At 70.3% G+C, this 24,372-nt stretch carries 24 protein-coding genes; 23 read left to right on the forward strand and 1 reads right to left on the reverse strand.

Annotated elements, in window-relative coordinates:
* Window positions 1-21 precede the first annotated feature (21 nt).
* The 12 genes from IEW87_RS09395 (at window position 22) to IEW87_RS09450 (ending at window position 14,915) form a co-directional block, all read left to right on the forward strand.
* The gene (locus tag IEW87_RS09395; RefSeq protein WP_188711975.1) at window positions 22-990 is read left to right on the forward strand and encodes an aspartate carbamoyltransferase catalytic subunit; all 969 of its coding nucleotides are present in this window, start codon (window positions 22-24) and stop codon (window positions 988-990) included.
* Entirely contained in the window at window positions 987-2,294 is a 1,308-nt protein-coding gene (locus IEW87_RS09400) for a dihydroorotase (RefSeq protein ID WP_188711976.1), read from the forward strand. Before IEW87_RS09395 ends, IEW87_RS09400 begins: the two co-directional genes overlap by 4 nt.
* Complete coding sequence (locus IEW87_RS09405; RefSeq protein WP_188711977.1) at window positions 2,291-2,791, forward strand: PH-like domain-containing protein; 501 nt, start codon at window positions 2,291-2,293, stop codon at window positions 2,789-2,791. Before IEW87_RS09400 ends, IEW87_RS09405 begins: the two co-directional genes overlap by 4 nt.
* Complete coding sequence (gene carA / locus IEW87_RS09410; protein ID WP_188711978.1) at window positions 2,788-3,966, forward strand: glutamine-hydrolyzing carbamoyl-phosphate synthase small subunit; 1,179 nt, start codon at window positions 2,788-2,790, stop codon at window positions 3,964-3,966. Before IEW87_RS09405 ends, carA begins: the two co-directional genes overlap by 4 nt.
* Window positions 3,959-7,240: a carbamoyl-phosphate synthase large subunit gene (carB, locus tag IEW87_RS09415; protein ID WP_188711979.1), complete on the forward strand. Its 3,282-nt coding sequence runs from the start codon at window positions 3,959-3,961 to the stop codon at window positions 7,238-7,240. The genes carA and carB overlap by 8 nt, the downstream gene beginning before the upstream one ends.
* Window positions 7,237-8,118, forward strand: a complete 882-nt coding sequence (gene pyrF, locus IEW87_RS09420) for an orotidine-5'-phosphate decarboxylase (RefSeq protein ID WP_188711980.1) — start codon at window positions 7,237-7,239, stop codon at window positions 8,116-8,118. The genes carB and pyrF overlap by 4 nt, the downstream gene beginning before the upstream one ends.
* Window positions 8,111-9,019: a guanylate kinase gene (gene gmk / locus IEW87_RS09425; protein WP_188711981.1), complete on the forward strand. Its 909-nt coding sequence runs from the start codon at window positions 8,111-8,113 to the stop codon at window positions 9,017-9,019. The genes pyrF and gmk overlap by 8 nt, the downstream gene beginning before the upstream one ends.
* Before the next feature lie 35 nt (window positions 9,020-9,054).
* Entirely contained in the window at window positions 9,055-9,312 is a 258-nt protein-coding gene (gene rpoZ / locus IEW87_RS09430; protein WP_188711982.1) for a DNA-directed RNA polymerase subunit omega, read from the forward strand.
* A 10-nt stretch (window positions 9,313-9,322) separates the two neighbouring features.
* Window positions 9,323-10,513: a methionine adenosyltransferase gene (gene metK / locus IEW87_RS09435; RefSeq protein ID WP_188711983.1), complete on the forward strand. Its 1,191-nt coding sequence runs from the start codon at window positions 9,323-9,325 to the stop codon at window positions 10,511-10,513.
* An 11-nt stretch (window positions 10,514-10,524) separates the two neighbouring features.
* Complete coding sequence (locus tag IEW87_RS09440) at window positions 10,525-12,540, forward strand: primosomal protein N' family DNA-binding protein (RefSeq protein ID WP_188711984.1); 2,016 nt, start codon at window positions 10,525-10,527, stop codon at window positions 12,538-12,540.
* Window positions 12,541-12,561: 21 nt separating this feature from the next.
* Entirely contained in the window at window positions 12,562-13,497 is a 936-nt protein-coding gene (gene fmt / locus IEW87_RS09445) for a methionyl-tRNA formyltransferase (protein ID WP_188711985.1), read from the forward strand.
* A gap of 62 nt (window positions 13,498-13,559) precedes the next feature.
* Window positions 13,560-14,915, forward strand: coding sequence for an RsmB/NOP family class I SAM-dependent RNA methyltransferase (locus tag IEW87_RS09450; RefSeq protein ID WP_188711986.1), 1,356 nt, complete (start codon window positions 13,560-13,562; stop codon window positions 14,913-14,915).
* Between the two features lie 56 nt (window positions 14,916-14,971).
* On the opposite strand, the gene IEW87_RS09455 is transcribed toward IEW87_RS09450, so the two are convergent.
* The gene (locus IEW87_RS09455) at window positions 14,972-16,381 is read right to left on the reverse strand and encodes a hypothetical protein (RefSeq protein WP_188711987.1); all 1,410 of its coding nucleotides are present in this window, start codon (window positions 16,379-16,381) and stop codon (window positions 14,972-14,974) included.
* 101 nt (window positions 16,382-16,482) lie between these two features.
* Here IEW87_RS09455 and rpe point away from each other — a divergent pair, with 101 nt between their 5' ends.
* The 11 genes from rpe (at window position 16,483) to lgt (ending at window position 24,339) form a co-directional block, all read left to right on the forward strand.
* Window positions 16,483-17,148, forward strand: a complete 666-nt coding sequence (gene rpe / locus IEW87_RS09460; protein ID WP_188712735.1) for a ribulose-phosphate 3-epimerase — start codon at window positions 16,483-16,485, stop codon at window positions 17,146-17,148.
* An 89-nt stretch (window positions 17,149-17,237) separates the two neighbouring features.
* The gene (locus IEW87_RS09465; protein WP_188711988.1) at window positions 17,238-17,501 is read left to right on the forward strand and encodes a phosphoribosyl-ATP diphosphatase; all 264 of its coding nucleotides are present in this window, start codon (window positions 17,238-17,240) and stop codon (window positions 17,499-17,501) included.
* 45 nt (window positions 17,502-17,546) lie between these two features.
* On the forward strand, window positions 17,547-18,389 hold the full coding sequence (gene hisG, locus IEW87_RS09470) for an ATP phosphoribosyltransferase (protein WP_188711989.1): 843 nt from the start codon (window positions 17,547-17,549) through the stop codon (window positions 18,387-18,389).
* 4 nt (window positions 18,390-18,393) lie between these two features.
* Window positions 18,394-19,188, forward strand: a complete 795-nt coding sequence (gene hisF / locus IEW87_RS09475; protein WP_188711990.1) for an imidazole glycerol phosphate synthase subunit HisF — start codon at window positions 18,394-18,396, stop codon at window positions 19,186-19,188.
* Window positions 19,185-19,568, forward strand: a complete 384-nt coding sequence (gene hisI, locus IEW87_RS09480; RefSeq protein WP_188711991.1) for a phosphoribosyl-AMP cyclohydrolase — start codon at window positions 19,185-19,187, stop codon at window positions 19,566-19,568. The genes hisF and hisI overlap by 4 nt, the downstream gene beginning before the upstream one ends.
* A complete protein-coding gene (locus IEW87_RS09485) occupies window positions 19,565-20,200 on the forward strand; it encodes a Trp biosynthesis-associated membrane protein (RefSeq protein WP_188711992.1) in 636 nt (211 codons plus the stop codon). The genes hisI and IEW87_RS09485 overlap by 4 nt, the downstream gene beginning before the upstream one ends.
* Before the next feature lie 55 nt (window positions 20,201-20,255).
* Window positions 20,256-20,486 carry an HGxxPAAW family protein gene (locus tag IEW87_RS09490; RefSeq protein WP_188711993.1) on the forward strand — a complete coding sequence of 77 codons (231 nt, stop codon included), beginning with the start codon at window positions 20,256-20,258 and terminating at the stop codon, window positions 20,484-20,486.
* Complete coding sequence (gene trpC / locus IEW87_RS09495) at window positions 20,486-21,274, forward strand: indole-3-glycerol phosphate synthase TrpC (protein WP_188711994.1); 789 nt, start codon at window positions 20,486-20,488, stop codon at window positions 21,272-21,274. The genes IEW87_RS09490 and trpC overlap by 1 nt, the downstream gene beginning before the upstream one ends.
* Window positions 21,274-22,479 (forward strand): tryptophan synthase subunit beta, encoded by a 1,206-nt coding sequence (trpB, locus tag IEW87_RS09500; protein ID WP_188711995.1) that lies wholly within the window; start codon window positions 21,274-21,276, stop codon window positions 22,477-22,479. The genes trpC and trpB overlap by 1 nt, the downstream gene beginning before the upstream one ends.
* A complete protein-coding gene (gene trpA / locus IEW87_RS09505; protein ID WP_188711996.1) occupies window positions 22,476-23,261 on the forward strand; it encodes a tryptophan synthase subunit alpha in 786 nt (261 codons plus the stop codon). The genes trpB and trpA overlap by 4 nt, the downstream gene beginning before the upstream one ends.
* 73 nt (window positions 23,262-23,334) lie before the next feature.
* Complete coding sequence (gene lgt, locus IEW87_RS09510; protein ID WP_188711997.1) at window positions 23,335-24,339, forward strand: prolipoprotein diacylglyceryl transferase; 1,005 nt, start codon at window positions 23,335-23,337, stop codon at window positions 24,337-24,339.
* The last annotated feature ends 33 nt before the right edge of the window (window positions 24,340-24,372 follow it).

Below are 24,372 nucleotides of genomic sequence, written 5' to 3' on the forward strand. Positions count from 1 at the left end.
CACGAACGGCGGGATCCGCTGATGCGGCACCTCCTCGACACGCGCACGCTGAGCCGTGACGCCGCGATCCGGATCCTCGACGTCGCGGAGGACATGGCCGCCACGCAGTCGCGCGACGTCAAGAAGCTGCCGACGCTGCGCGGCAAGACCGTCGTCAACCTCTTCTTCGAGGATTCGACGCGCACCCGGATCTCGTTTGAGGCCGCAGCGAAGCGGCTGTCCGCCGACGTCATCAACTTCTCCGCGAAGGGCTCGAGCGTCTCGAAGGGCGAGAGCCTGCAGGACACGGCGCAGACGCTCCAGGCCATGGCCGCCGACGCGGTCGTGGTGCGCCACGGTGCGTCCGGCGCGCCGCGGACGCTCGCCACGAGCGGCTGGATCGACGCGGGCGTCGTCAACGCCGGCGACGGCACGCACGAGCATCCGACGCAGGCGCTCCTCGACGCGTTCACGATGCGCCGCCGTCGACACGGCGACGCGGGGCGGGGACGCGATCTCGACGGCTACCGCGTCGCGATTGTCGGCGACGTCCTGCACTCCCGCGTCGCGCGTTCGAACGTGTGGCTGCTTGACGCGCTCGGCGCCGACATCACGCTCGTCGCGCCGCCGACGCTCGTCCCGCAGGACGTCTCGCGCTGGCCCGCCCGCATCATCTACGACCTCGACGAAGCCGTCGACGCCTCGCCGGACGCGATCATGATGCTCCGCATCCAGTCGGAGCGCATGACCGGATCGTTCTTTCCGAACGAGCGCGAGTACGCCCGGCAGTGGGGCCTCGATCCCGTCAGGTTCGCGCGGCTCTCGGGCGATACGATCGTGATGCACCCCGGGCCGATGAATCGCGGTCTCGAGATCTGCGCCGAAGCGGCCGATTCGCCGCGCGCGACGATTCTCGAGCAGGTCGCGAACGGCGTCTCGGTGCGGATGGCTGTGCTGTATCTGCTGCTAGCTGGAGAGCTCTCCGGCCCCGACACGAAGGAGAACCGATGAGCGACGTGCTCTTGATCCGCGGGGCCGCAATCGAAGGCGACCAGCGCGCCGACATCCTCATCGAGGGCGACGTCATCGTCGAGGTCGGCGCGGGGATCGAGCGCGCGGGCGCACGCGTCATCGACGCGGACGGTCTCATCGCCCTCCCGGCGCTCGTCGACATGCACGTGCACCTCCGTGAGCCCGGCTTCGAGGCGAGCGAGACAGTGCTGACGGGCACGCGCGCGGCAGCGGCCGGCGGCTTCGGCGCGGTCTTCGCGATGCCGAACACGAACCCGGTCGCCGACACCGCCGGCGTCGTCGAGCAGGAGTTCGCGCTCGGCCAGGCCGCCGGTTACGCGACGGTGCAGCCCATTGGCGCCGTGACGGTCGGCCGGCAGGGCGAGCGGCTCGCAGAACTCGGCGCCATGGCCGCCTCGCGCGCCGGCGTGCGTGTCTTCAGCGACGACGGCACGTGCGTCGCGGACCCGCTCATCATGCGCCGCGCGCTCGAGTACGTGAAGTCGTTCGGCGGCGTCATCGCGCAGCATGCGGAGGATCCGCGGCTCACCGAGGGCGCGCAGATGAACGAGGGCGCCGTCTCGGCCGAGCTCGGGCTCGCGGGCTGGCCCGCGGTCGCCGAGGAGTCGATCATCGCGCGCGACGTGCTCCTCGCCGAGCATGTCGGCTCTCGCCTGCACGTGTGTCACCTCTCGACCGCCGGGTCCGTCGACATCATCCGATGGGCCAAGAAGCGCGGCGTCGACGTGACCGCCGAGGTGACGCCGCATCACCTGCTCCTGACCGAGGAGCTTGTGCGCGGGTACGACGCGACGTTCAAGGTCAACCCGCCGCTGCGCCGCGAAGAGGACGTCCTCGCCGTGCGCGCGGGCCTCGCCGACGGCACGATCGATATCGTCGCGACCGACCACGCCCCGCACACGCACGAGACGAAGTCGACCGAGTGGGCGGCGGCCGCACACGGGATGGTGGGGCTCGAGAGCGCCCTGCGCGTCGTGCACGAGACGATGGTGTCCTCGGGCCAGCTCGACTGGTCCGACGTCGCGCGCGTGATGTCGCGGACGCCGGCGCGCATCGGTTCCCTCGCGGGCCACGGCACGCCGATCGCCGCGGGACAGCCGGCGGAGATCACGCTGTACGACCCCGCGCCGAAGGCCGAGTTCTCGACCGCCGATCTGCGGGGGCGCAGCAGGAACTCGCCGTTTACCGGTCGCGTGCTCCCGGGCAGCGTTCGCTGGACGATCCACCGAGGCCGCCCCACGCTCGCCGACGGCGCGCTGGTCGACCTCGAGGTGGCCGAATGAGCCCCGCAGGCGCCGTCGCCGTGATGATCGCGGTCGCCGTCATCGCGCTCGGTCTCATGGCGTGGGGCTGGGTCCGTAGGTCGCGACGCGACCGGAGCGTGGCCGTGCCACTCGGCGACGCCGTCGGCGAGACGACGTTCTCCGCATCGGCGCTGTACGTAGCGACCACCGTGCACGACGACCCGCTCGACCGCATCGTCGCCCGCCCTCTCGCGTTCCGGGCGCGCGCCGACGTCACCGTGACGACAAGCGGCCTCGGCCTCGCTCTCGCGGGAGAGCCGGCCGTGTTCATCCCCGCGCGCGCGCTCGTCGGGGCCGGTCGCGCGACGTGGACGATCGACCGCGTGGTCGAGACGGACGGACTCGTGCTCGTCGCGTGGACCGCTGGCTCTCGCACGCTCGACACCTATATCCGGCTCACGGACGACGACCCTGCCGCGTTCGTGGCGGCCATCGACGACATCTCCGCATCGACCACCACAGGAGCGACATCATGACCCCCACCCGTTCCCGCTCACCGCTCCTCGACCGGGACCCGGCCGTCCTGGTCCTCGAGGACGGCTCGCGTCACGAGGGCTACGCGTACGGCGCCCGCGGCACGACGATCGGCGAGGTCGTCTTCACGACGGGTATGAGCGGCTACCAGGAGACGCTCACGGATCCGTCCTATGTCGGCCAGATCGTGCTGCAGACCGCGCCGCACATCGGCAACACCGGTGTGAACCACGACGACCCGGAATCGCGCCGCATCTGGGCCGAGGGGTACATCGTCCGCGACCCCTCGCGGATGGCCTCGAGCTGGCGCGCGGACGGCACGCTCGACGACGCGCTCGAGCGCGACGGCATCGTGGCGATCGCCGGCCTCGACACCCGGGCGATCACCCGCCGCATCCGGTCCGAGGGCTCCATGCGCGGAGCGATCTTCTCCGGCGACGCGGCGAGCCAGCACGCCGACGAGCAGCTCGCCGCCGTGCGCGGATCCGCCAAGATGGCCGGGCGCAACCTCTCCCGCGAGGTCTCGGTGGACACGGCCTACATCACGCCGGCTGTCGGGGAGCGGATCGGGAACCTCGCGGTGCTCGATCTCGGCATCAAACAGGCGACGGTCGACAACCTCGCGCGACGCGGGTTCGACGTCCACGTGCTCCCGCAGTCGTCGTCCTATGAGGACGTGCAGGCGACGGACCCGGTCGCGCTGTTCTTCTCGAACGGCCCCGGCGACCCCGCCGCCTCCGACACCCACGTCGAGCTGTTGCAGCGGGCGCTGCGCGACGGGCTGCCGTTCTTCGGCATCTGCTTCGGCAACCAGCTGTTCGGTCGAGCGCTGGGCCTTGACACGTACAAGCTCCCGTTCGGTCATCGCGGGGTCAACCAGCCCGTGCTCGACCGATCGACAGGCCGCGTCGAGATCACCTCGCACAACCACGGCTTCGCCGTGGACGCGCCGCGCGAGGGAACCTTCGACAGCCCGGCGGGCTTCGGACGCGTCGAGGTGAGCCACATCGGCCTCAACGACGAGGTCGTCGAGGGACTCCGTGCCCTCGACATCCCCGCGTTCTCGGTGCAGTACCATCCCGAGGCCGCCGGCGGTCCGAACGACGCCAACTACCTCTTCGATCGCTTCCGCGATCTCGTCCTCGACCGCCTCAGCAAGAAGGGCGCACATGCCTAAGCGCGACGACATCTCCTCCGTTCTCGTCATCGGATCCGGGCCGATCGTCATCGGCCAGGCCTGCGAGTTCGACTACTCCGGCACCCAGGCGTGCCGCGTGCTCCGCGAGGAGGGCGTGCGCGTCATCCTCGTGAACTCGAACCCGGCGACGATCATGACGGATCCCGACTTCGCCGACGCGACCTACATCGAGCCGATAACCCCCGAGGTGCTCGAGACGATCATCGCGAAGGAGAACCCCGACGCGATCCTTCCGACGCTCGGCGGCCAGACGGCGCTCAACGCCGCGATGGAGCTCCACCACCGGGGGATCCTGGTGAAGTACGACGTCGAGCTCATCGGCGCGAACGTCGAGGCGATCCGCCGTGGCGAGGACCGCCAGGTATTCAAGGAGCTCGTTGTCGCCTCAGGTGCCGAGGTGGCCAGGAGCCGCATCGCGCACACCATGGACGAGGTGCTCGACGCGGCCGATGAGCTCGGTTACCCGCTCGTCGTCCGCCCGTCGTTCACGATGGGCGGGCTCGGATCCGGCTTCGCCTACAACGAGACCGAGTTGCGCCGCATGGCCGGCCAGGGTCTCATCGAGTCCACGACGACCGAGGTCCTGCTCGAGGAATCGATCCTCGGGTGGAAGGAATACGAGCTCGAGCTCATGCGCGACACGGCCGACAACACGGTCGTCGTCTGCTCGATCGAGAACGTGGACCCCGTCGGCGTGCACACGGGCGATTCGATCACGGTCGCACCGGCCCTCACGCTCACCGACCGCGAATACCAGCACCTGCGCGACATCAGCATCGACATCATCCGCGCCGTCGGCGTCGACACGGGCGGCTGTAACATCCAGTTCGCGGTGGAGCCGTCGACCGGGCGCGTCATCGTCATCGAGATGAACCCGCGCGTGTCGCGCTCGTCGGCGCTGGCGTCGAAGGCGACGGGGTTCCCGATCGCCAAGCTCGCGGCCAAGCTCGCGCTGGGCTACCGCCTGGACGAGGTTCCCAACGACATCACCAAGGTGACCCCGGCATCGTTCGAGCCGACCCTCGACTACGTCGTGGTGAAGGTGCCCCGCTTCGCGTTCGAGAAGTTCCCGGCCGCCGACCCGACGCTGACGACGACCATGAAGTCGGTCGGCGAGGCGATGGCGATCGGCCGCAACTACGCCACGGCACTGCAGAAGGCGCTGCGCTCGATCGAGAAGCGTGGATCCAGCTTCCACTGGGGCGAGGAGACCCGCACGGTCGACGAGCTGCTCGCCTCGATGGTCGTGCCCACCGACGGCAGGATCGTCGACGTGCAGCAGGCGCTGCGCCTCGGCGCGACGGCTGAGCAGGTGTTCGACGCGACGAAGATCGATCCGTGGTTCGTCGACCAGATCGTGCTCATCAACGAGGTCGCCGACGCGATCGCGGGAGCAGGAGAGCTCGACAGTCACGTCATGCGCCTCGCCAAGGACCACGGCTTCTCGGATGCCCAGATCGGGCAGCTGCGTGGGCTCGCCGAGGACGAGGTGCGGCGGATCCGTCACGGCCTCGGGCTGCGCCCGGTCTACAAGACGGTCGACACGTGCGCGGGGGAGTTCCCGGCCCTCACGCCGTACCACTACTCGTCGTACGATGCGGAGACCGAGGTGACGCCGTCCGACCGACGCAAGGTCGTGATCATCGGCTCCGGGCCGAACCGGATCGGGCAGGGCGTGGAGTTCGACTACTCCTGCGTGCACGCCTCGTTCGCGCTGAGCGACGCCGGCTACGAGACTGTCATGATCAACTGCAACCCCGAGACGGTGTCGACCGACTACGACACGTCCGACCGGCTGTACTTCGAGCCGCTGACCCTCGAGGACGTCCTCGAGGTCCTTCACGCCGAGGCGGCGTCGGGCGAGATCGTCGGCGTCGTCTGCCAGCTCGGTGGCCAGACGCCGCTCGGCCTGGCGCACGGGATCCAGGACGCCGGCTACACCGTGCTCGGCACGAGCCCGGCGGCGATCGACCTCGCTGAGGACCGCAAGCTGTTCGGCGAGATCCTTGAGCGCGGCGGCCTCGCGGCGCCGCGCAACGGCACGGCCACGAGTGAACAAGAGGCGGTGGCCATCGCCGAGGACATCGGCTACCCGGTGCTCGTTCGTCCGTCGTTCGTGCTCGGCGGTCGTGGCATGGAGATCGTCTACGACACCCCGAGCCTGCACGACTACTTCGACCGGATCGCCGAGAGCGCCATCATCGGCACCGGTGCGCCGCTGCTCGTCGACCGCTTCCTCGATGACGCGGTCGAGATCGACGTCGACGCCCTCTACGACGGCGATGATCTTTACATCGGCGGGATCATGGAACACCTCGAGGAGGCCGGGATCCACTCCGGCGACTCGTCGTGCACCCTGCCGCCGATGTCGCTCGGGCGCAGCGAGGTGGAGCGCGTGGTCGAGGCGACCCGCGCGATCGCGCAGGGCGTCGGCGTGCGCGGCCTGCTGAACGTCCAGTACGCCATCAGCGCGGGCGTGCTGTACGTCATCGAGGCGAACCCGCGCGCCAGCCGGACCGTGCCGTTCGTGTCGAAGGCGCTCGGGATCCAGCTGGCAAAGGCGGCCAGCCGCGTGATGGCGGGCGACACGATCGCGCAGCTGCGTGAGGAGGGCCTGCTTCCGCAGGCAGACGGCTCTCGCGTGCCGCTGGACGCACCGGTTTCGGTCAAGGAGGCGGTCCTGCCGTTCAAGCGGTTCCGCACCGTCGACGGCAAGATCGTCGACTCCGTGCTCGGGCCGGAGATGCGTTCGACGGGCGAGGTCATGGGCATCGACCGTGACTTCCCGACCGCCTTTGCGAAGAGCCAGGCGGCCGCCTACGGCGGTATCCCGCTGTCGGGCACCGTGTTCATCTCGGTCGCCGACAGCGACAAGCGCGATGTGATCCTGCCGGCGCACCGGCTGAGACAGCTCGGGTTCCGGCTGCTGGCCACGGAGGGCACCGCGGAGATCCTTGCGCGCAACGGAATCGATGTCGAGATCGTCGAGAAATTCTCGGAGACCCAGGGCAGCGACCGCGACAACGTGGTGGACCTGATCGCCCGTGGCGAGGTCGACATCGTCGTGAATACGCCGAGCGGAATGTCGGCGCGCGCGGACGGATACGAGATCCGCGCCGCGGCGGTCGGCGCCGACAAGGCGCTCTTCACCACGATCGCGACGCTCGGCGCCGCGGTCAGCGCGATGGACTCGATGGGCGATGGCTTCGACGTCAAGAGCCTGCAGGAGTTTGCGGCGGAGCGGGTGGCGTGACGCAGCCGTTCGGTGAGCGGATTCGGGCCGGCATGGACCGGCTCGGTCCGTTGTGCGTCGGGATCGATCCGCACGCCGAACTGCTGCGCGCCTGGGGCCTCGACGTCGACGCGGCAGGTGCTAGGTCGTTCGGCCTGGCCGTCGTCGACGCCGCGGCGTCCCGTGCGGCCATCGTGAAGCCGCAGGTGTCGTTCTTCGAGCGGTTCGGATCCGAGGGACTCGCAGCGCTTGAAGACGTTCTGCGCGCGGCGCGTGAGGCCGGGCTCGTCACGATCGCTGACGCGAAGCGCGGCGACATCGGATCGACGATGGACGCCTACGCGGAGGCCTGGCTTGCGCCGGGATCTCCGCTCGAGGCGGACGCGGTCACCGTCAGTCCGTACCTCGGCGTCGGCGCCCTGTCCGGCGCGATCACGACGGCCTACGCACACGGCAAGGGCGTCTTCGTGCTCGCCACGACGAGCAACCCCGAGGCGGCCGGACTGCAGCGCTCGACGGACGCGCAGGGGCGCACAGTGTCCCAGCGCGTGATCGATGAGGTGTCGGAGCACAACGCCGCAAACGTCGGCCGTGGCGACTGGGGCAGCGCCGGCTTCGTCGTCGGCGCCACGGTCGATTGGAATGAGGCCGGTATCAAGCCGCCGACGCCCGTCGCGCCACTTCTCGCCCCCGGCTTCGGGCATCAGGGAGCGGCGCCCGCGCGCCTGGCCGAGATCTTCGGATCCGCGGCGGACGCGGTGATCGTCTCGGAGAGCCGGAGCATTCTCTCGGCCGGACCAGGCAGGATCGTCTCCGAGATCGAAGACCATGCGCGTGCGGCGGCCGCTGCACGCGCTGAGCGGGGGTCGACCCCCGGAAGCAGGACCCCTCATGACTGACTCTCCCCGCCCTCCCGACGTCGACCGCGCCGCCGCGTCACGGCTCGCCGTGGCCGCGCGCCGTGCGCGCGCGAGCCTCAAGCGCGATCTCGCGACACGGGTCATCACGCCGCAGGAGGCGATGCGGCGTGCCGCCGCGGACGCCACGTCGGCGGCGGGGACGCTTCGCGTGACGGAGTTCCTCACCGCCCTGCCCGCGATCGGGGAAGGCAAGCGCGACCGACTGCTCGCTGAGATGCGCATCTCGCCGGTCAAGCGCCTGGGCGGCCTCGGGGCGCGTCAGCGCGCCGCGCTGTGCTCCTGGCTCGATGCGCGCTTCCCGGAGCCGCGACCGCGTCCCGGGCGCAGCAGCCTCGTCGTGCTCGCGGGCCCGACGGCAGTCGGCAAGGGCACTGTCGCGGCGCACATCCGCGAACACCACCCCGACGTGATGCTGTCGGTGTCGGCGACGACCCGCGCCCCCCGTCCGGGTGAGGTGGACGGCCAGCACTACTTCTTCACCGACGACGCCGAGTTCGATCGGCTGATCGCGGATGGCGAGCTCCTCGAATGGGCGACGGTGCACGGCGTGCACCGCTACGGCACCCCGCGCGGACCCATCGACCGCGCGATCGCCGAGGGGCGCCCGGTGCTGCTCGAGATCGACATGCAGGGCGCCTTCCAGGTGCGACAGGCCGAACCGCGTGCCACCCTCGTGTTCCTGCTTCCGCCCAGCTGGGACGAACTCGGCGACCGGCTCGTCGGCCGCGGCACCGAGGATGCGGACGAACGCGCGCGGCGACTGCGCACGGCGCGCGTCGAGCTCGCCTCCCAGGGGGAGTTCGATTACCGCATCGTGAACGACGACGTCGCCGAGGCGGCCGCCCAGGTCGTAGACTTGATGCAGGCGTCCGCGCGCTGAGCAGACTCGCGCGCCCAAATCACAAGGAGATACGTATGGCTACGGAAAACAAGGGCATCATCGACCCGCCCATCGACGAGCTTCTCGACCGCGTCGACTCGAAGTACCAGCTCGTGATCTACAGCTCCAAGCGGGCTCGTCAGATCAACGACTACTACACCGACCTGCAGGAGGGCTCGCTCTTCGACAACGTCGGTCCGCTCGTCGACTCGGCCGTCGAGGACAAGCCGCTGTCGATCGCGCTGCGGGAGATCCACCAGGACAAGCTGCGCATGCGCGCGGCGGGAGAGTGACGCCCGCTCGATGAGCCTGCGACTGTTCACCTCCGAATCGGTGACGGAAGGCCACCCGGATAAGATCTGCGACCAGATCTCGGACAGCGTGCTCGACGCGCTGCTCGCGCAGGATCCGGATGCGCGCGTCGCCGTCGAGACGCTCGTGACCACGGGCCTCGTCCATGTTGCCGGAGAGATCCGGACCGACGGCTACGCGGATATCTCCACGATCGTGCGCGACGTGATTCGGAATATCGGATATACCTCATCCGACATGGGCTTCGACGCCGACTCGTGCGGCGTGACGGTTTCGGTGGGGGAGCAGTCGAACGAGATCGGCGCCGGCGTGACGACGAGCGCGGAGCATCGCGCCGGCGACGACGCCGATCCCGACGACCTGCAGGGTGCCGGCGATCAGGGCATCATGTTCGGCTACGCCACCAACGAGACGCCGTCCTACATGCCGATGGCGATCTGGACGGCGCACCGCATCGCGGAGCGACTGACAAAGGTGCGCCGCTCCGGTGAACTCGCGTTCCTGCGGCCGGATGGCAAGACGCAGGTGACGGTCGGCTACGAGGGAACCGTCCCCCGAACGATCGAGACGGTCGTGCTGTCCACTCAGCACGGCCCGGAGATCTCGCAGTCCGACCTCGCCGAGAGCGTGGAGCGGCTCGTGATCCGCCCGGTGCTCGATGAGACGGGGCTCGACGCGTCGAATGCGGAAATGCGCATCAACCCGTCGGGCAGCTTCGAACTCGGCGGACCGAAGGCCGACGCGGGACTGACCGGGCGCAAGGTGATCATCGACACTTACGGCGGAGCGGCGCGCCACGGCGGCGGCGCCTTCAGCGGCAAGGATCCGTCGAAGGTCGACCGCTCGGCGGCCTACGCCACGCGCTGGGTCGCGAAGAACGCCGTTGCCGCGGGACTCGCGGACCGCCTCGAGGTGCAGGTCGCGTACGCGATCGGCACAGCGCGGCCTGTTGGGCTCTACGTGGAGACGTTCGGCACGGGGCACGTCAGCGACGAGACGATCGCGCAGGCGATCGACACGGTCTTCGATCTGCGTCCGTCGCGAATCATCCGCGACCTCGACCTGCTGCGCCCGATCTACGCGCAGACGGCGGCGTACGGTCACTTCGGCCGCGAGCTTCCCGACTTCACCTGGGAGCGCACCGACCGGGTCGACGAGCTGCGAGCAGCCGCAGGGCTGTAGACCCAGCCGGCATGGAGAATCCTGCGCACCTGACCCCGAAGGGACCGCGCGCGATCGCGCGAATCCTCGTGGATTCTCCGCTCCCGCAGCTCGACCGGCTCTTCGACTACCGCATCCCGGACGAGCTCGCAGACGACGTGCGCCAGGGCGTGCGCGTGACGGTGCCGCTCCGCACGGCGGGTCGGGTGCTGCAGGGGTACGTCGTGGACACGGACGTCGAGACCGACGAAGAGCGCGTGCTCGCGGACATCGAGACGGTCGTATCGGCGGCTCCCGTGATGCCGCCACGTCTACACCGGCTCGCGCGCGCCGTGGCAGATCGCCAGGCGGGTTCCGCGATTGACGTGCTGCGGCTCGTGATACCGCGCCGCATGGTGCGCGCCGAGCGCACGTGGCTCGCGGCCGACGCGCCCGAGCAGTGGCGTCCCGACGCATCGATCCACGCCGCGGCGACCGACATGCTCGGCGTCTTCGGCGGGCTCGTCGAGGCGATCCGAGAGGGTGGGCGCGTCGCACTCGATGCCCCACCCGGTGTCGACGGGGCTCAGCCGCGCTGGTCGGCCCTCCTCGCCGCCGCCGCGATCGAGACGGTTGCGGGCGGAGCGTCGGCCGTCATCGCCGTTCCGAACCACCGGGACCTGGCGCTGCTCGAGGCCGCGGTGCGCGATGCGGCGCCCGAGGCGCCGCTCGTGCGCCTCGACGCCGATCAGTCGAACCCCGCACGGTACGCGCACTATCTGCGGACGCTCGACGACGCCCCCTGCATCGTGATCGGCAACCGCTCGGCGGTCTACGCACCGGTCGCGCGCCTCGGCATGCTCGCGGTGTGGGACGACGGGGATCCGCTCTTCGAGGAGCCGCTCGCCCCGTACGCGCATGCGCGAGACGCGGCGCTCGTGCGTCAGAGCCTCCACGGGGGCGCGCTCGTGCTGTGCGGACACACCCGGTCGTCCGACGTGCAGCGGCTCGTCCGCATCGGGTTCGTCGCCGAGACGCCGTCCGCCAGGCGGCACTCGCCGCGCGTGGTCCTCGCCGCACCGCAGGACGCTCCCCGCACGGGGCGGATCCCGTCGGCGGCGTTTCGGTCGGCGCGCGAGGCACTGGACGTCGGACCCGTCCTCGTGCAGGTCGCGCGTCCCGGATACGCCCCGGCGCTCGTCTGCGCGGAGTGCCGATCGCCCGCGCGGTGCGTGTGCGGCGGGCCGCTCCATGCTCCGGCCCGCGGTGCGACGCCCGTGTGTCGGTGGTGTGGCCGTTCGGCGCACGCATGGCAGTGCTCCTCCTGCGAGGCGACGCACGTGCGTCTCGCCTCCAGTGGATCCGAGCGGACCGCGGACGAGCTGGGGCGTGCCTTCCCCGGCGTGCGCATCATCGTCGCTGACGGCGCCCACCCGGTCGAGCGCGTCGGAGCTGAGCCGGCGCTCGTCGTCGCGACGCGCGGTGCCGAGCCGGTCGCCGAGGGCGGGTATCGCGCGGTGCTGCTGCTGGACGGCGACCGCATGCTGCAGGCGCCGGATCTGCGTATCGGCGAGTTCTGTCTTCGCTGGTGGTCGAACGCGGCGGCCCTCGCTGCGCCCGAAGCGGTCGTCCACCTGGTCGGGGTCACCGGCCCGGTCGCCCGCGCACTCGCGACGTGGACGCAGAGCGCGTACGCCGACCGTGAACTCGATGAGCGCGCGCCGGTCGCGATGCCGCCCGCCGTGCGCGTGGCGAGCATCGCCGGCGACGAGAAGGAGGTCACCGACGCTCTGGCTCAGCTCGCCGATGGCGTGCCCGAGCTGGGGACGGACGCCGTGCTCGGTCCCGTGCCGGCAGAGGAAACCGACGGGCGCCGACGCGTGCGTGCGCTCGTGCGATTCGAGTACGCTCGGGGCGCGTCCGTCGCGAAGGCGCTGCGCGCAGCGGTCGTGTCTGCTGCCGTCACGTCTCGGTCACGAAAACCGCGGGGGAAGGGAGCGTCTCCCCGCCAGCGGTCGAGTCCCCCTACACTCGCAGTGCGCCTCGACGTCGCCGACCCCGACCTGTGATCCGAAAGGCACTTCCCCCCAATGCCGCTTTCCCCGTCCTCTCCGCGCATCGTGTTCGCCGGAACGCCCGATGCGGCGGTGCCGTCCCTCCGTGCTCTGCTCGCTGCCGATGCCAACGTGGTCGGTGTCGTGACTCGGCCGGATGCACCCCGCGGTCGCAAACGCGTGCTCACCCCGTCGCCCGTCGCCACGGCCGCGGAAGACGCGGGCCTGCCGGTGATCCGAGCGCATCGCCTTGACGATGAGGCCACCCGGCGGATCGCGGAGCTCGACCCGGAACTCGGCGTCATCGTCGCCTACGGCGGCCTCGTCCGTGAGCCGCTGCTGAGCGCGCCCCGCTTCGGTTGGATCAACCTCCACTTCTCTCTCCTCCCGTCGTGGCGTGGCGCCGCCCCCGTGCAGCACGCGCTGATCGCGGGAGATGAGACGCTCGGTGCATCGGTCTTCCAGCTCACCGCCGAGCTCGACGCCGGCGACGTGTTCGCCGAGGAACGGTACACGCCGTCCGAGCGCGAGACGGCCGGCGACGTCCTGACGGCGCTTTCGGATCGCGGTGCGCGGGTGCTCGCCTCGACGGTCGCCGAGATTGCGGCAGGAACGGCCGAGGCGACGCCGCAGTCCGGTTCGCCGAGCTTCGCGCCGAAGCTCACGCTCGCCGACGGAATGCTCGACTTCTCGCGGCCCGCGTCGGAGGTGCTCGCGCGGTTCCGCGGCGTCACCCCGGAGCCGGGGGCGCACACGACGTGGGATGGTGCGCGCATGAAGGTGCATGCGGCGCACGCGACCGACGCGGGCGCGCTCGATCCCGGACACGTCGCCCCGACGGACGGGGGGATCCTCGTGGGGACGGCGACGGAGCCGATTCTCATCAACCGCCTCCAGCCGGCCGGGAAGGGCGCGATGTCGGCGGCCGACTGGCATCGTGGCCTGCGCGATCCGGCGGTGTTCGGATCGTGAATCGGACTCGACGACAGGCACCGGTCCCGCGGCGCCGGCGCGATGCGGACGCGAGGGCGACTGTGCAGCCCGTGCGCGAGGTTGCGTACCGGGTGATCCGCGCTGTCGACGTCGATGATGCCTACGCGAACCTGCTGTTGCCCGTCGAGATCGAGCGGGCGGGGCTGGGTGGCGCTGACGCGGCTCTCGCCACCGAGTTGACGTACGGCACCCTGCGCCGGCGCGGCACGTATGACGCGATCATCCGCCTCGCCGCCGACCGCGACCCGGCGGACATCGACGGGGGCGTGCTCGACGCGCTGCGCCTGGGTGCGCACCAGCTGCTGTCTACGCGCGTCGCCTCCCACGCCGCGGTGAACGAGTCGGTGACTCTCGCGACGCGCGCGTCAGGACGGGGAGCCGGCGGCTTCGCAAACGCGGTGCTGCGGCGCATCGCTCGCGAGACGCCGGGCGACTGGAGCGCGCGCATCTCCCAGGCGGCGCGCAGCGACGACGAGGCGATCGGGGCGACGAGTTCGCACCCGGTGTGGGTCGTTCGCGCGCTGCGGCGCGCTCTTGCGGCGGATGGTCGTCCGGACGACCTCGACGCGCTCCTCGAGGCGGACAATGCCGCACCGGCGGTCACGATGGCCGCGCTGCCGGGCCTGGCGGAGCCGGCTGCGTCCCGCACGCGCTTCTCGCCGATCGGCTTCCGCGCGCCGTCCGGCGATCCCGAACGCCTTGTCCGGGGGTCGGGCGGCGCCGTTCGCGTGCAGGACGAGGGCTCTCAGCTGGTCGCTCTTGCCCTCGCGCGGCTCGAGCCGACACGCGTCGGGGAGCGGTGGCTCGACCTCTGCGCCGGCCCCGGCGGGAAGACCGCCGTCCTGGCGGCCGACGCGGTCACGGTCGGAGCGACGCTCGAGGCGAACGAGATCTCGCCTGCCCGCGCCGGCCTCGTGCGGCACGCGCTCGAGGCGCTGCCCGACGAGGTGCCGGTGCTCGAGAGGGACGGACGCGAGCTCGCGGCCGAGCAGCCCGGCCGGTACGACCGGATCCTTGTCGACGCGCCGTGCACGGGGCTCGGCGCCCTGCGTCGGCGGCCTGAGGCACGTTGGCGCAAGACGCCGGCCGACGTCGCGCCGCTCGTCGAGACGCAACGCGGTCTTCTCACCTCGGCGATCGACGCGCTCGCCCCCGGCGGCGTCGTCGCGTACGTGACCTGCTCTCCGCACCTCGCGGAGACGGTCGGTGTCGTGACCGACGTCGCTGCGGCGCGTTCCGATGTCGAGTTCATCGATGCCGCCGCGGCGCTCCAGGCGGTGTCGCGGGGTCCGCTCGAGCTCGGCACGCGGGAGGACGGGCCGCCGGTGGCTCAGCTGTGGCCGCACCGACACGGCACCGACGCGATGTTCCTGGCGCTGCTGCGCCGTCGCGCCTGAGCGCACGCCAGGGCATGGCTCATCATTGGCTCCGTCGCGAGCAGTTGTGAGGCACGTCAGTCCCAGGTGACGCGCGTCGCATCACCGTCGAAGTGCACGATGGGCGTGCCCGTCAGCTCCCAGCCGGTGCAGGACCCGCCGTCCGCGCATGTGCCCGAGATATCGATGCTTGTGCTGCCCCGTCCGCGGAGCGCTAAGACGTCGTGCGCGTCGGTCCGCGGCGTGAAGTCGGGCTGGCGATCCTCGGCGATCGTGCGCGTCACGCTGCCGTCGACGAGATCGCCGCTGGCGAACGAGCCGTAGGCGGGATCCGTGCAGTCTGCGGTCAGCGCCGTCGACGCGAGGCACTCATCGAGCGATGCCCGAACGGCCTCCTCGAAGAGACGCGCACCCCGTTCCGACACCGTGGTGCTGAGGACGAACTCGTGGTCGATGGGCGCGGTCAGGAATGCCGGGCCCTCGGCCCCGGGTTCGAGCCCGGGGGAGGGAAGGAAGCCGAGATGAGGCGCCGCGTCCATCGCAACCTCGTAGCGACCCGGAAAGAGGAGCACGTATGCGTCGACGGGCAGCGTCTGGTCGTCGAGGCGGAGATCGACGCCGGCGAACTGCGAGCCGGAGGCGAGGACCGGCCGGACGTCGAACTCGACGAGCCAGTCGTACTCGCCGTCGTAGGCCTCGTGCGCCTCGTATTCCGCGTCGACTCGTTCGTCGCCGAGCAGGTAGGTGACCTCGACGACGGCGCGCCAGTCGTACTCGGCGTCGAACTTGATGCGACCGATCTCGACGTCGCGGATGGGCCACTGCTCCTGAGACCTGGCGAGCGTCTCATCGGTCATCAGCGAGAAGTCGAATCTCGCGTGACCGGCCTCGGGATCGAGGTCGGTGTGCGCGAGCGCACGGTCGGCGTCGGCGCCGGCAATCGCGGCGAAATAGCCCTCTACTGTTGCGGCGACGGCCTCTTCGACCTCCGCGTCACCCGCGCCGGGATCCGGCGACGCACCGGAGTCGTCGGATCCGAGGATGATTCCCAGGACGACGGCGCCGGTGAGCATGCTCGCGACGACCACCATTCCGATGATCGACGATGTGCGTCGCGCGCGGCGAGCCGGCGGGGGAGCAGGCGGTGCCGCACCAGGCGAGGCCGTCGGGCGCGACTCGCTCTTCGCGGCGGGGACGGGGGTCCGCGCGTAGGGCGGGAGGACCGCCGCAACCGGCTCGCCGTTGGTCGCCGGCTCGGCCGTCGGCGCCGGATCCACCTCCGTCACGGCGTCCGGTCGCGGCGCGTCGTCGTGTGCCTCGCCGGTGCGCGCACGGAGCGGGTTCGCCGCGTCTGCTGCGCGTACCGCGGACTCGCTGGACTCCGCGGGATCGCTGGGCTCCGCGGACGCGCCCGGCTCGTCGCGATGCCACGGCATGCGCTGCGCCCAGCGACCGTCGTCGCGCTTCTGCCAGGGGAACTCGCCCACCCGTCCTGCCCTTCGCCTCGTGATCCTCGCGATGACATTATCGCCGCTGCGCCGCGGTGAGCCGCCCACGTCCCCGTGGGGATAATGGAGGCGTGACCCCCATCGACGCGCCGCGCATCAACCCGAGTATTCTGTCTGCCGACTTCGTGAACATGCAGCGCGACCTCGAGCGCATCGCGTCCGCGGACTACGTGCACGTCGACGTCATGGACAACCACTTCGTGCCGAACCTGACCTTCGGGCCCCAGATGGTCGAGCGCATCCAAGCGACGAGCCCGCTCCCGCTCGACGTACATTTGATGATCGCCGACGCCGGCCGTTGGGCCCCCGGGTACGCCGAGATCGGAGCCGCATCGGTCACGTTCCACGCCGAGGCGAGCGACGACGTCGTCGGTCTCGCACGGCGGATCCGGCAGATCGGCTCGCGCGTCGGTGTCGCGATCAAACCGGACACGCCCGCCGAACCGCTCTTCGAGCACCTCGCCGAGTTCGACCAGGTGCTCGTGATGACGGTCGAGCCCGGGTTCGGGGGCCAGAGCTTCCGGGCCGACACCATGCCGAAACTGCGGGAGTTGAAGGCCGAGGCGCGACGTCGGGGCGTCGACGTGTGGCTGCAGGTCGACGGCGGGATCTCGCTCGAGACGATCGAGCAGGCCGCCGAATCCGGCGCCGACACCTTCGTTGCCGGATCCGCGGTCTTCGGCGCCGACGACATCGATCAGCGCATCGGCGAGCTGCGCGCTCTCGCCGCGCGCCACGTGCACTGATCGATCGGATCGTGCGCGACGCTGATCGCGCGACCCCGGCTGGGAGGCCCGGCGCCTCAGCACCCGGTCGGACCCGATAGCCTGGACCCGTGAAATCGTTCGAGGATCTCTTCGCCGAGCTCAGCCAGAAGGCCGCCACCCGCCCCGCGGGATCCGGGACGGTCGCCGAGCTCGATGCCGGAGTGCACACCATCGGGAAGAAGATCGTCGAAGAGGCCGCCGAGGTGTGGATGGCGGCCGAGTACGAGACGGACGAGGCCGCGGCCGAGGAGATCTCGCAGTTGCTGTATCACCTGCAGGTGATGATGCTCGCCAAGGGCATCTCGCTCGCCGATGTGTACCGACATCTCTAGATCAGCCGACTCACTCCTCATACCTGATCGATCGGAAGACCACCCGTGCTGCGTATCGCCATTCCCAACAAGGGATCCCTCTCCGAGACTGCCGCCCAGTTGCTGGCTGACGCTGGCTACGGCACGCGCAGGGACCCCAAGACACTCCACCTCATCGACGACCGCAACGGCGTCGAGTTCTTCTATCTCCGCCCGCGCGATATCGCGACGTACGTGGCGCGCGGTGCCCTCGATGTCGGGCTGACGGGACGCGACCTGCTCCGGGACGTGTGTCTGCCGGACGCGCGCGAGATCGAGGCCCTCGGCTTCGGGCGCTCGACGTTCCGCTTCGCCGCTCCCGTCGGACGGTTCGAGACCCTCGAGCAGCTCCACGGCAAGCGCGTCGCGACGAGCTATCCCGGCCTGGTCGAGACCTCGCTCAGCAGTTACGGGGTGTCGGTTGACGTCGTGCCGCTCAACGGCGCGGTCGAATCGGCCGTGCAGCTCGGCGTCGCCGACGCCATCGCCGACGTCGTCGAGACCGGCACCACGCTCAAGCAGGCCGGACTGGAGACCTTCGGGCCCGTGATGCTCGAGTCCGAGGCCGTGCTCATCCAGGGCCCGAACGACGCGGCCGGCGTCGAGCGGCTGCTGCGACGTGTCCGCGGCGTCCTGGTCGCGCGGCGCTATGTCATGCTCGACTACGACCTGCCCGCCGACCTCGTGGACGCGGCGACGGAGATCGCGACGGGCATGCAGTCGCCGACGATCTCGCCGCTACAGCGCGAGGGGTGGGTGGCCGTGCGCGTGATGCTGCCGCGCGGCGACGTCAACCGGATCATGGACGACCTGTACGCGCTGGGTGCCCGCGCGCTGCTCGTCACCGCGATCGATAACGCGAGGCTGTGATCCGATGAACGCCACCAGTCCTGACACCGCGGCCGCCCTCGGCGTCGCCACCCGTGTCATTCCGTGCCTCGACGTGTCGGACGGGCGTGTCGTCAAGGGCGTGAACTTCGCCGACCTGCGCGAAATGGGCGATCCCGTCGACCTCGCCAAGGAGTACTACGCCCAGGGCGCAGATGAGCTGACCTTCCTCGATGTGACCGCGTCCGTCGAGGAGCGCGACACGGTCTACGACGTCGTTCGATCGACCGCGGAACAGGTCTTCATCCCGCTGACCGTCGGCGGCGGGATCCGTTCGGTCGACGACGTCGCGCGGCTGCAGGACGTCGGAGCCGACAAGGTGGGGGTGAACTCCGCCGCGATCGGCCGACCGGCCCTTCTCGACGAGATCGCCGACCGGTTCGGCGCGCAGTGCCTTGTGCTCTCGCTCGACATCAAGCGTTCGGATCGGACGCCGAGCGGCTTCGTCGTCACGACGCACGGTGGGCGCCGCGAGACCGACCTCGATGCGATCGCGTGGGCCGAGGAGGCCGTCTCCCGCGGCGCCGGCGAGCTGCTCGTCAACTCGATCGACGCCGATGGGACGAAGAAGGGCTTCGATCTCGAGCTGATCGAGCGGATCCGCGCCGTTGCAACGGTTCCCGTCATCGCCTCGGGCGGCGCGGGCGACGTCGGGCATTTCGCCCCGGCCATCCACGCCGGCGCGGACGCCGTGCTCGCGGCGACCGTGTTCCACACCGGCCAGATCACGATCGCGCAGGTCAAGTCCGCCATGCGCGAGGAGGGGATCCTGATCCGATGAGTGCGCCGACCGATCTCGATCTCGCCTTGCGGATCTCGCGCGTGCGCTTCGGCGCGGGCGGACTCGCACCCGCGGTCGTGCAGGATCACGCCTCCGGTGAGGTGCTGATGCTCGCGTGGATGAACCACGAGGCCCTGCGCCGCACGCTGACCGAACGCCGCGCCACCTATTGGTCGCGCAGCCGTGAGGAGTATTGGCGCAAGGGCGACACGTCCGGGCACGTCCAGCATGTGCGCGGCGCGCGTATCGACTGCGACGGCGACGTCATCCTGCTGCAGGTCGATCAGGTCGGGGCCGCATGCCACACCGGGACCCGCACGTGCTTCGACGGAGACGAGAGGATCCTGCTCGCGGCACCCGACGAGGCGGATCCGCAGTGACCGACGAGCGCGCCAGCTGGGCGGCGCGGCGCGGCAGGCCGACGGTCGTCGTGTCGATCCTCGTGGGCGGCGCCACGGCGCTCATCGCGTCGACGCAGGTCTGGGCACGCACCGACGTGGCGGGCGTCGCGCTCGACGCGGCCGGATCCGACGTCCTCGCGCTCCTGCAGCCGCTCGCGCTCGCGACGCTCGCGCTGAGCTTCGCGCTCGCCCTGACCGGCAGCGTCGCTCGGCTCGTGCTGTCGTTGCTCGCCGCGATCCTGGGGGCCGCCCTCGTCTGGATCTGCACGCCGGTCGCCGTCGCGCCCGGCGTGGCCACCGTCGAATCGGTCGTCACCGACCACACCGGGATCGCCGGTCACGACGCCGTCGCCGACCTCGTCTCCGGAGTGGAGACCACTGTCTGGCCGTGGATCGCGGCGGTCTCGGGGCTCATCGTCCTCGTGTCCGGCATCGTCGGAGCGGTCACCGGACACGCCTGGCGCCGACGCAGTCATCGATACGACGCGGCCGCGGGCACGCACAGCGGCGCGCGTTCCGGGCCGCTCGACGCGGTCGATTCGTGGGACGACCTCTCGCGTGGCGGCGACCCGACCTCCGCCGACGGTGAGCGTCGCGGCCTGTCAGGCTGACGCCGCGGATCCCGTAGACTCGAATTATCCCCTGCTTGTGACGAGGAGTGCCTCTATGACGAATCCCATCGGCGATCCCGGCCACGGACACTCGCCCGCTGCCTGGACGAACGTGCTCCTGATGCTCGTCGGCATCTCGATCGCGACGGTCGGACTGTTCCTGGCCCTGACGTGGCTGCTCATTGTCGGCGGTGTCGTGTTCATCGTGGGCCCGATCGCGGGATTCATCCTCGCCAAGGCCGGGTTCGGCGTCAACGGGCCGAAGTACCAGCCGAAGGGCCACTGATGTCGCTCCTCGCCGACCTGACGTCCGGGGCGGTGGAGGACGCAGAACAGCGCCTGGCCGTTCGCCCGCTCGCCGCGGTGGAGCGTGACGCCGAGGAGCGTCCGCCCGCACTCGACGCAGCGCGCCTGCTCGCTCGAGCCGAACTCGTGCACGTCATCGCGGAGGTGAAGCGCGCGAGCCCCTCGCGTGGCGACCTCGCCACGATTCCGGATCCCGCCCACCAGGCGTCGCTCTATGAGACCGGCGGCGCGAGCGCCATCAGCGTGCTCACCGAGGGACGCCGGTTCAAGGGATCCCTCGACGATCTCGTCGACGTCAAGCGCCGCGTGGGCGTGCCGGTGCTGCGCAAGGACTTCATCGCCACCCCGTACCAGGTGGCCGAGGCGCGGGCGGCGGGAGCCGACATGGTGCTCCTCATCGTCGCGGGACTGGAACGCCGCGCCCTTGCGGAGCTGTTCGGCCTCATCACCGAGATGGGAATGACCCCGCTCGTCGAAGCCCACTCGTCGGACGAGGTGGCGATCGCGAGCGACCTCGGCGCCCCGATCATCGGCATCAACGCGCGCGACCTGACGGACTTCAGTCTGGATGCGAATCTGTTCGAACGTCTTGCGCCGCAGATCCCGGACGGCACGGTCCGTGTGGCCGAGTCTGCTGTGCACTCTCCGGACGACGTCGTCCACTACCGCCGGGGCGGCGCGGATGTCGTGCTCATCGGCGAGGCGCTCGTCACGGGCGATCCCGTCGCGAGCCTTCGCAGCTTCATCTCGGCGACGGAAGGACTCTGATGTCTCTGCGCGATCAGCCTGGCCCGTTCTTCGGTGACTTCGGCGGGCGGTTCATGCCCGAGTCGCTCATCGCGGCCCTCGACGAACTCACCGCGGCGCACGAGGAGGCGATGGGAGACCGGTCGTTCCGTGCCGAGCTGGCCCGCCTTCTCGAGGAGTACGCGGGACGTCCGTCCGCGCTCACCGAGGTGGAGCGATTCGCCGAGCACGCCGGTGGCGCGAGGATCCTCCTCAAGCGCGAGGATCTGAATCACACGGGCAGTCACAAGATCAACAACGTGCTCGGGCAGGCGCTTTTGACCAAGCGCCTCGGGAAGACGCGCGTCATTGCAGAGACCGGCGCCGGCCAACACGGTGTCGCGACAGCGACGGCTGCCGCGCTGTTCGGCCTGGAGTGCACGATCTACATGGGCGAGGTCGACACCCAGCGCCAGGCGCTCAACGTCGCACGCATGCGCCTGCTCGGCGCCGAGGTCGTCGCGGTCACCACCGGGGCACGCACGCTCAAGGACGCGATCAACGAGGCGCTGCGCGATTGGGTCGCGTCCGTCGCGACGACCAATTACATCTTCGGTACGGCTGCCGGCCCGCACCCGTTCCCCGCACTCGTGCGCGACTTCCAGAAGGTGATCTCCGAGGAGGCGCGCGAGCAGACGATCGCGAGGACCGGATCCCTGCCGGACGCCGTCGTGGCGTGCGTCGGAGGCGGATCCAACGCGATCGGCATGTTCGACGCGTTCCTCGACGACGACGTGCGCCTGATCGGCGTCGAGGCCGCGGGCGACGGCGTGGAAACCGACCGCCAGGCGGCGTCGATCGAGCGCGGCCGCCCTGGCGTGCTGCACGGCGCCCGAACCTTTGTGCTGATGGACGACGACGGGCAGACGCTCGAGTCGCACTCGATCTCGGCCGGCCTCGACTATCCGGGCGTCGGTCCCGAGCACGCGTGGCTCGCGGAGACGGGGCGGGCCGACTACATTCCCGCGACCGACGACGAGGCGATGCAGGCACTGAAGCTCCTCAGCGAGACCGAGGGGATCATCCCGGCGATCGAGTCGGCGCACGCCCTCGCCGGGGCGATGCGGATCGGCCGCGAGCTCGGACCGGACGCGACGATCGTCGTGTGCCTGTCTGGGCGCGGCGACAAGGACATGGACACGGCCGCCACCTACTTCGGCCTCTACGACGACGGAGAAGCATCGTGACGACCGCCGTGGAGCACGCGATCGACCGGGCACGGGATGACGGCCGGGCCGCGTTCGTCGGCTACCTGCCCGCGGGCTTCCCTGATCCGGATGCCTCGATCGCGGCGGCGCTCGCCCTCGCGGAGAACGGCGCGGACGTCATCGAGCTCGGGCCGCCGTACAGCGATCCGGTCATGGACGGCCCCGTCATCCAGGAGGCGACCAACCGCGTCCTCGAGGCGGGATTCACCACGTCCGACCTGTTCGACGTGATCCGGGAGATCACGCGCCGCACCGACGTGCCGGTGCTGGTGATGACCTACTGGAACCTCGTTCTGCAGCGCGGCATCGACACGTACGCGCGCGAGATCGCCGCAGCAGGGGGAGCCGGGCTGATCACGCCCGACATCACGCCCGAGGCGGCCGATGAATGGATCGCGGCCTCGAAGCGCCACGATCTCGACCGCGTGTTCCTTGCCGCGCCGACGTCGTCGGACGAGCGTCTGCGGATGATCTCCGAGGCGTCGACGGGCTTCGTTTACACGGTGTCGACAATGGGTATCACGGGGGAGCGGGCGTCGCTCGACGCTGCCGCGCGGTCGCTTGTCGAGCGCCTGCGTATCGCGGGCGCCGAGCGGGCGTGCGTCGGGATCGGCGTCACGACTCCCGCACACGTGACCAACATCGCGGAGTATGCCGACGGAGCGATCGTCGGTACGGCTCTCGTGAAGACCCTCGGCTCGGGCGGCGTCGACGCGCTCGGTGCGAAGGTCCGCGAACTCGTTGCGGGCTCTCGCCGCTGACGATCCGCGCCGCTGCTGCCACGCTGGGCACTTCCACGCTCCATACCACCGGATCCCTTAGGCTACTTCCATCATGCTGTCACTCCCGCCGCTGTCCGCGAGCATCCCGAGTCCTCCTCTCTCCGAGTTCACCTTCGGCAGCGAGTGGACGATGTTCGGGATGACGTTCGGCCCGTTCTCGATCCGCTTCTACGCGCTGTTCATCCTCGTCGGCATCGTCGTCGCGGCGATCATGACGAACCGCCGCCTCACGCGGCGCGGAGCCGAGCCGTGGGTCGTCATCGATATCGCTCTCCCGGCGGTCGTGCTCGCCATGATCGGCGCTCGCGCCTATCACGTGCTCACGCACTGGGGCTTCTATTTCGCGGGCGGCCGGGAATGGTGGAACCCGTTCGAGCAGGATGCGATCTGGAACATCTGGGACGGCGGCATCGCGATCTTCGGCGCGCTGCTCGGTGGCGCCCTCGGTGCCTGGCTGGGCTGTCGCTGGACCGGCGTGCGGTTCTCCGCCTTCGCCGATGCCCTCGCGCCGGGCCTCCTTCTCGCTCAGGCGCTCGGCAGATTCGGCAACTGGTTCAATCAGGAGCTGTTCGGGTTGCCGACAGACCTCCCCTGGGGGCTCGAGATCGACGCGGGCAACCCCGCGATTCCCGCAGGTCTGCCGGAGAACACGCTGTTCCACCCGACGTTCCTCTATGAGGTCATCTGGAACACGCTCGGGGCGATCGTTCTGCTGTGGCTGGGGCGCCGCGCCTCGATGCAGTGGGGACGCCTGCTCGCGGTCTACCTCATCTGGTACGGATCGGGCCGCGTCGTCTGGGAGTCGATTCGCATCGACCCGAGTGAAGTGTTCTTCGGACTGCGCACGAACGTGTGGGCCGCGATTGCCGCGGTGTTGCTCGGCGTCGTGCTGCTGGTGGTGCTGCGGCGACACAAGGGAACCGAGCCGTCGGTCTACCGCAACACGAAACATCGTCGTAACGTGACGGATCTAGGCTCGGACGACGATTTCGTCGACGTCAGCGACCCCGCCGACGACGACGAGATCGTGGAGCTGTCGCCTGAACGCACCCCGTGACGGTCTGACCCGGCGCTCGTCCTGGCGGACGGA

The organism is Microbacterium faecale, assembly GCF_014640975.1.
GTDB lineage: Bacteria > Actinomycetota > Actinomycetes > Actinomycetales > Microbacteriaceae > Microbacterium > Microbacterium faecale.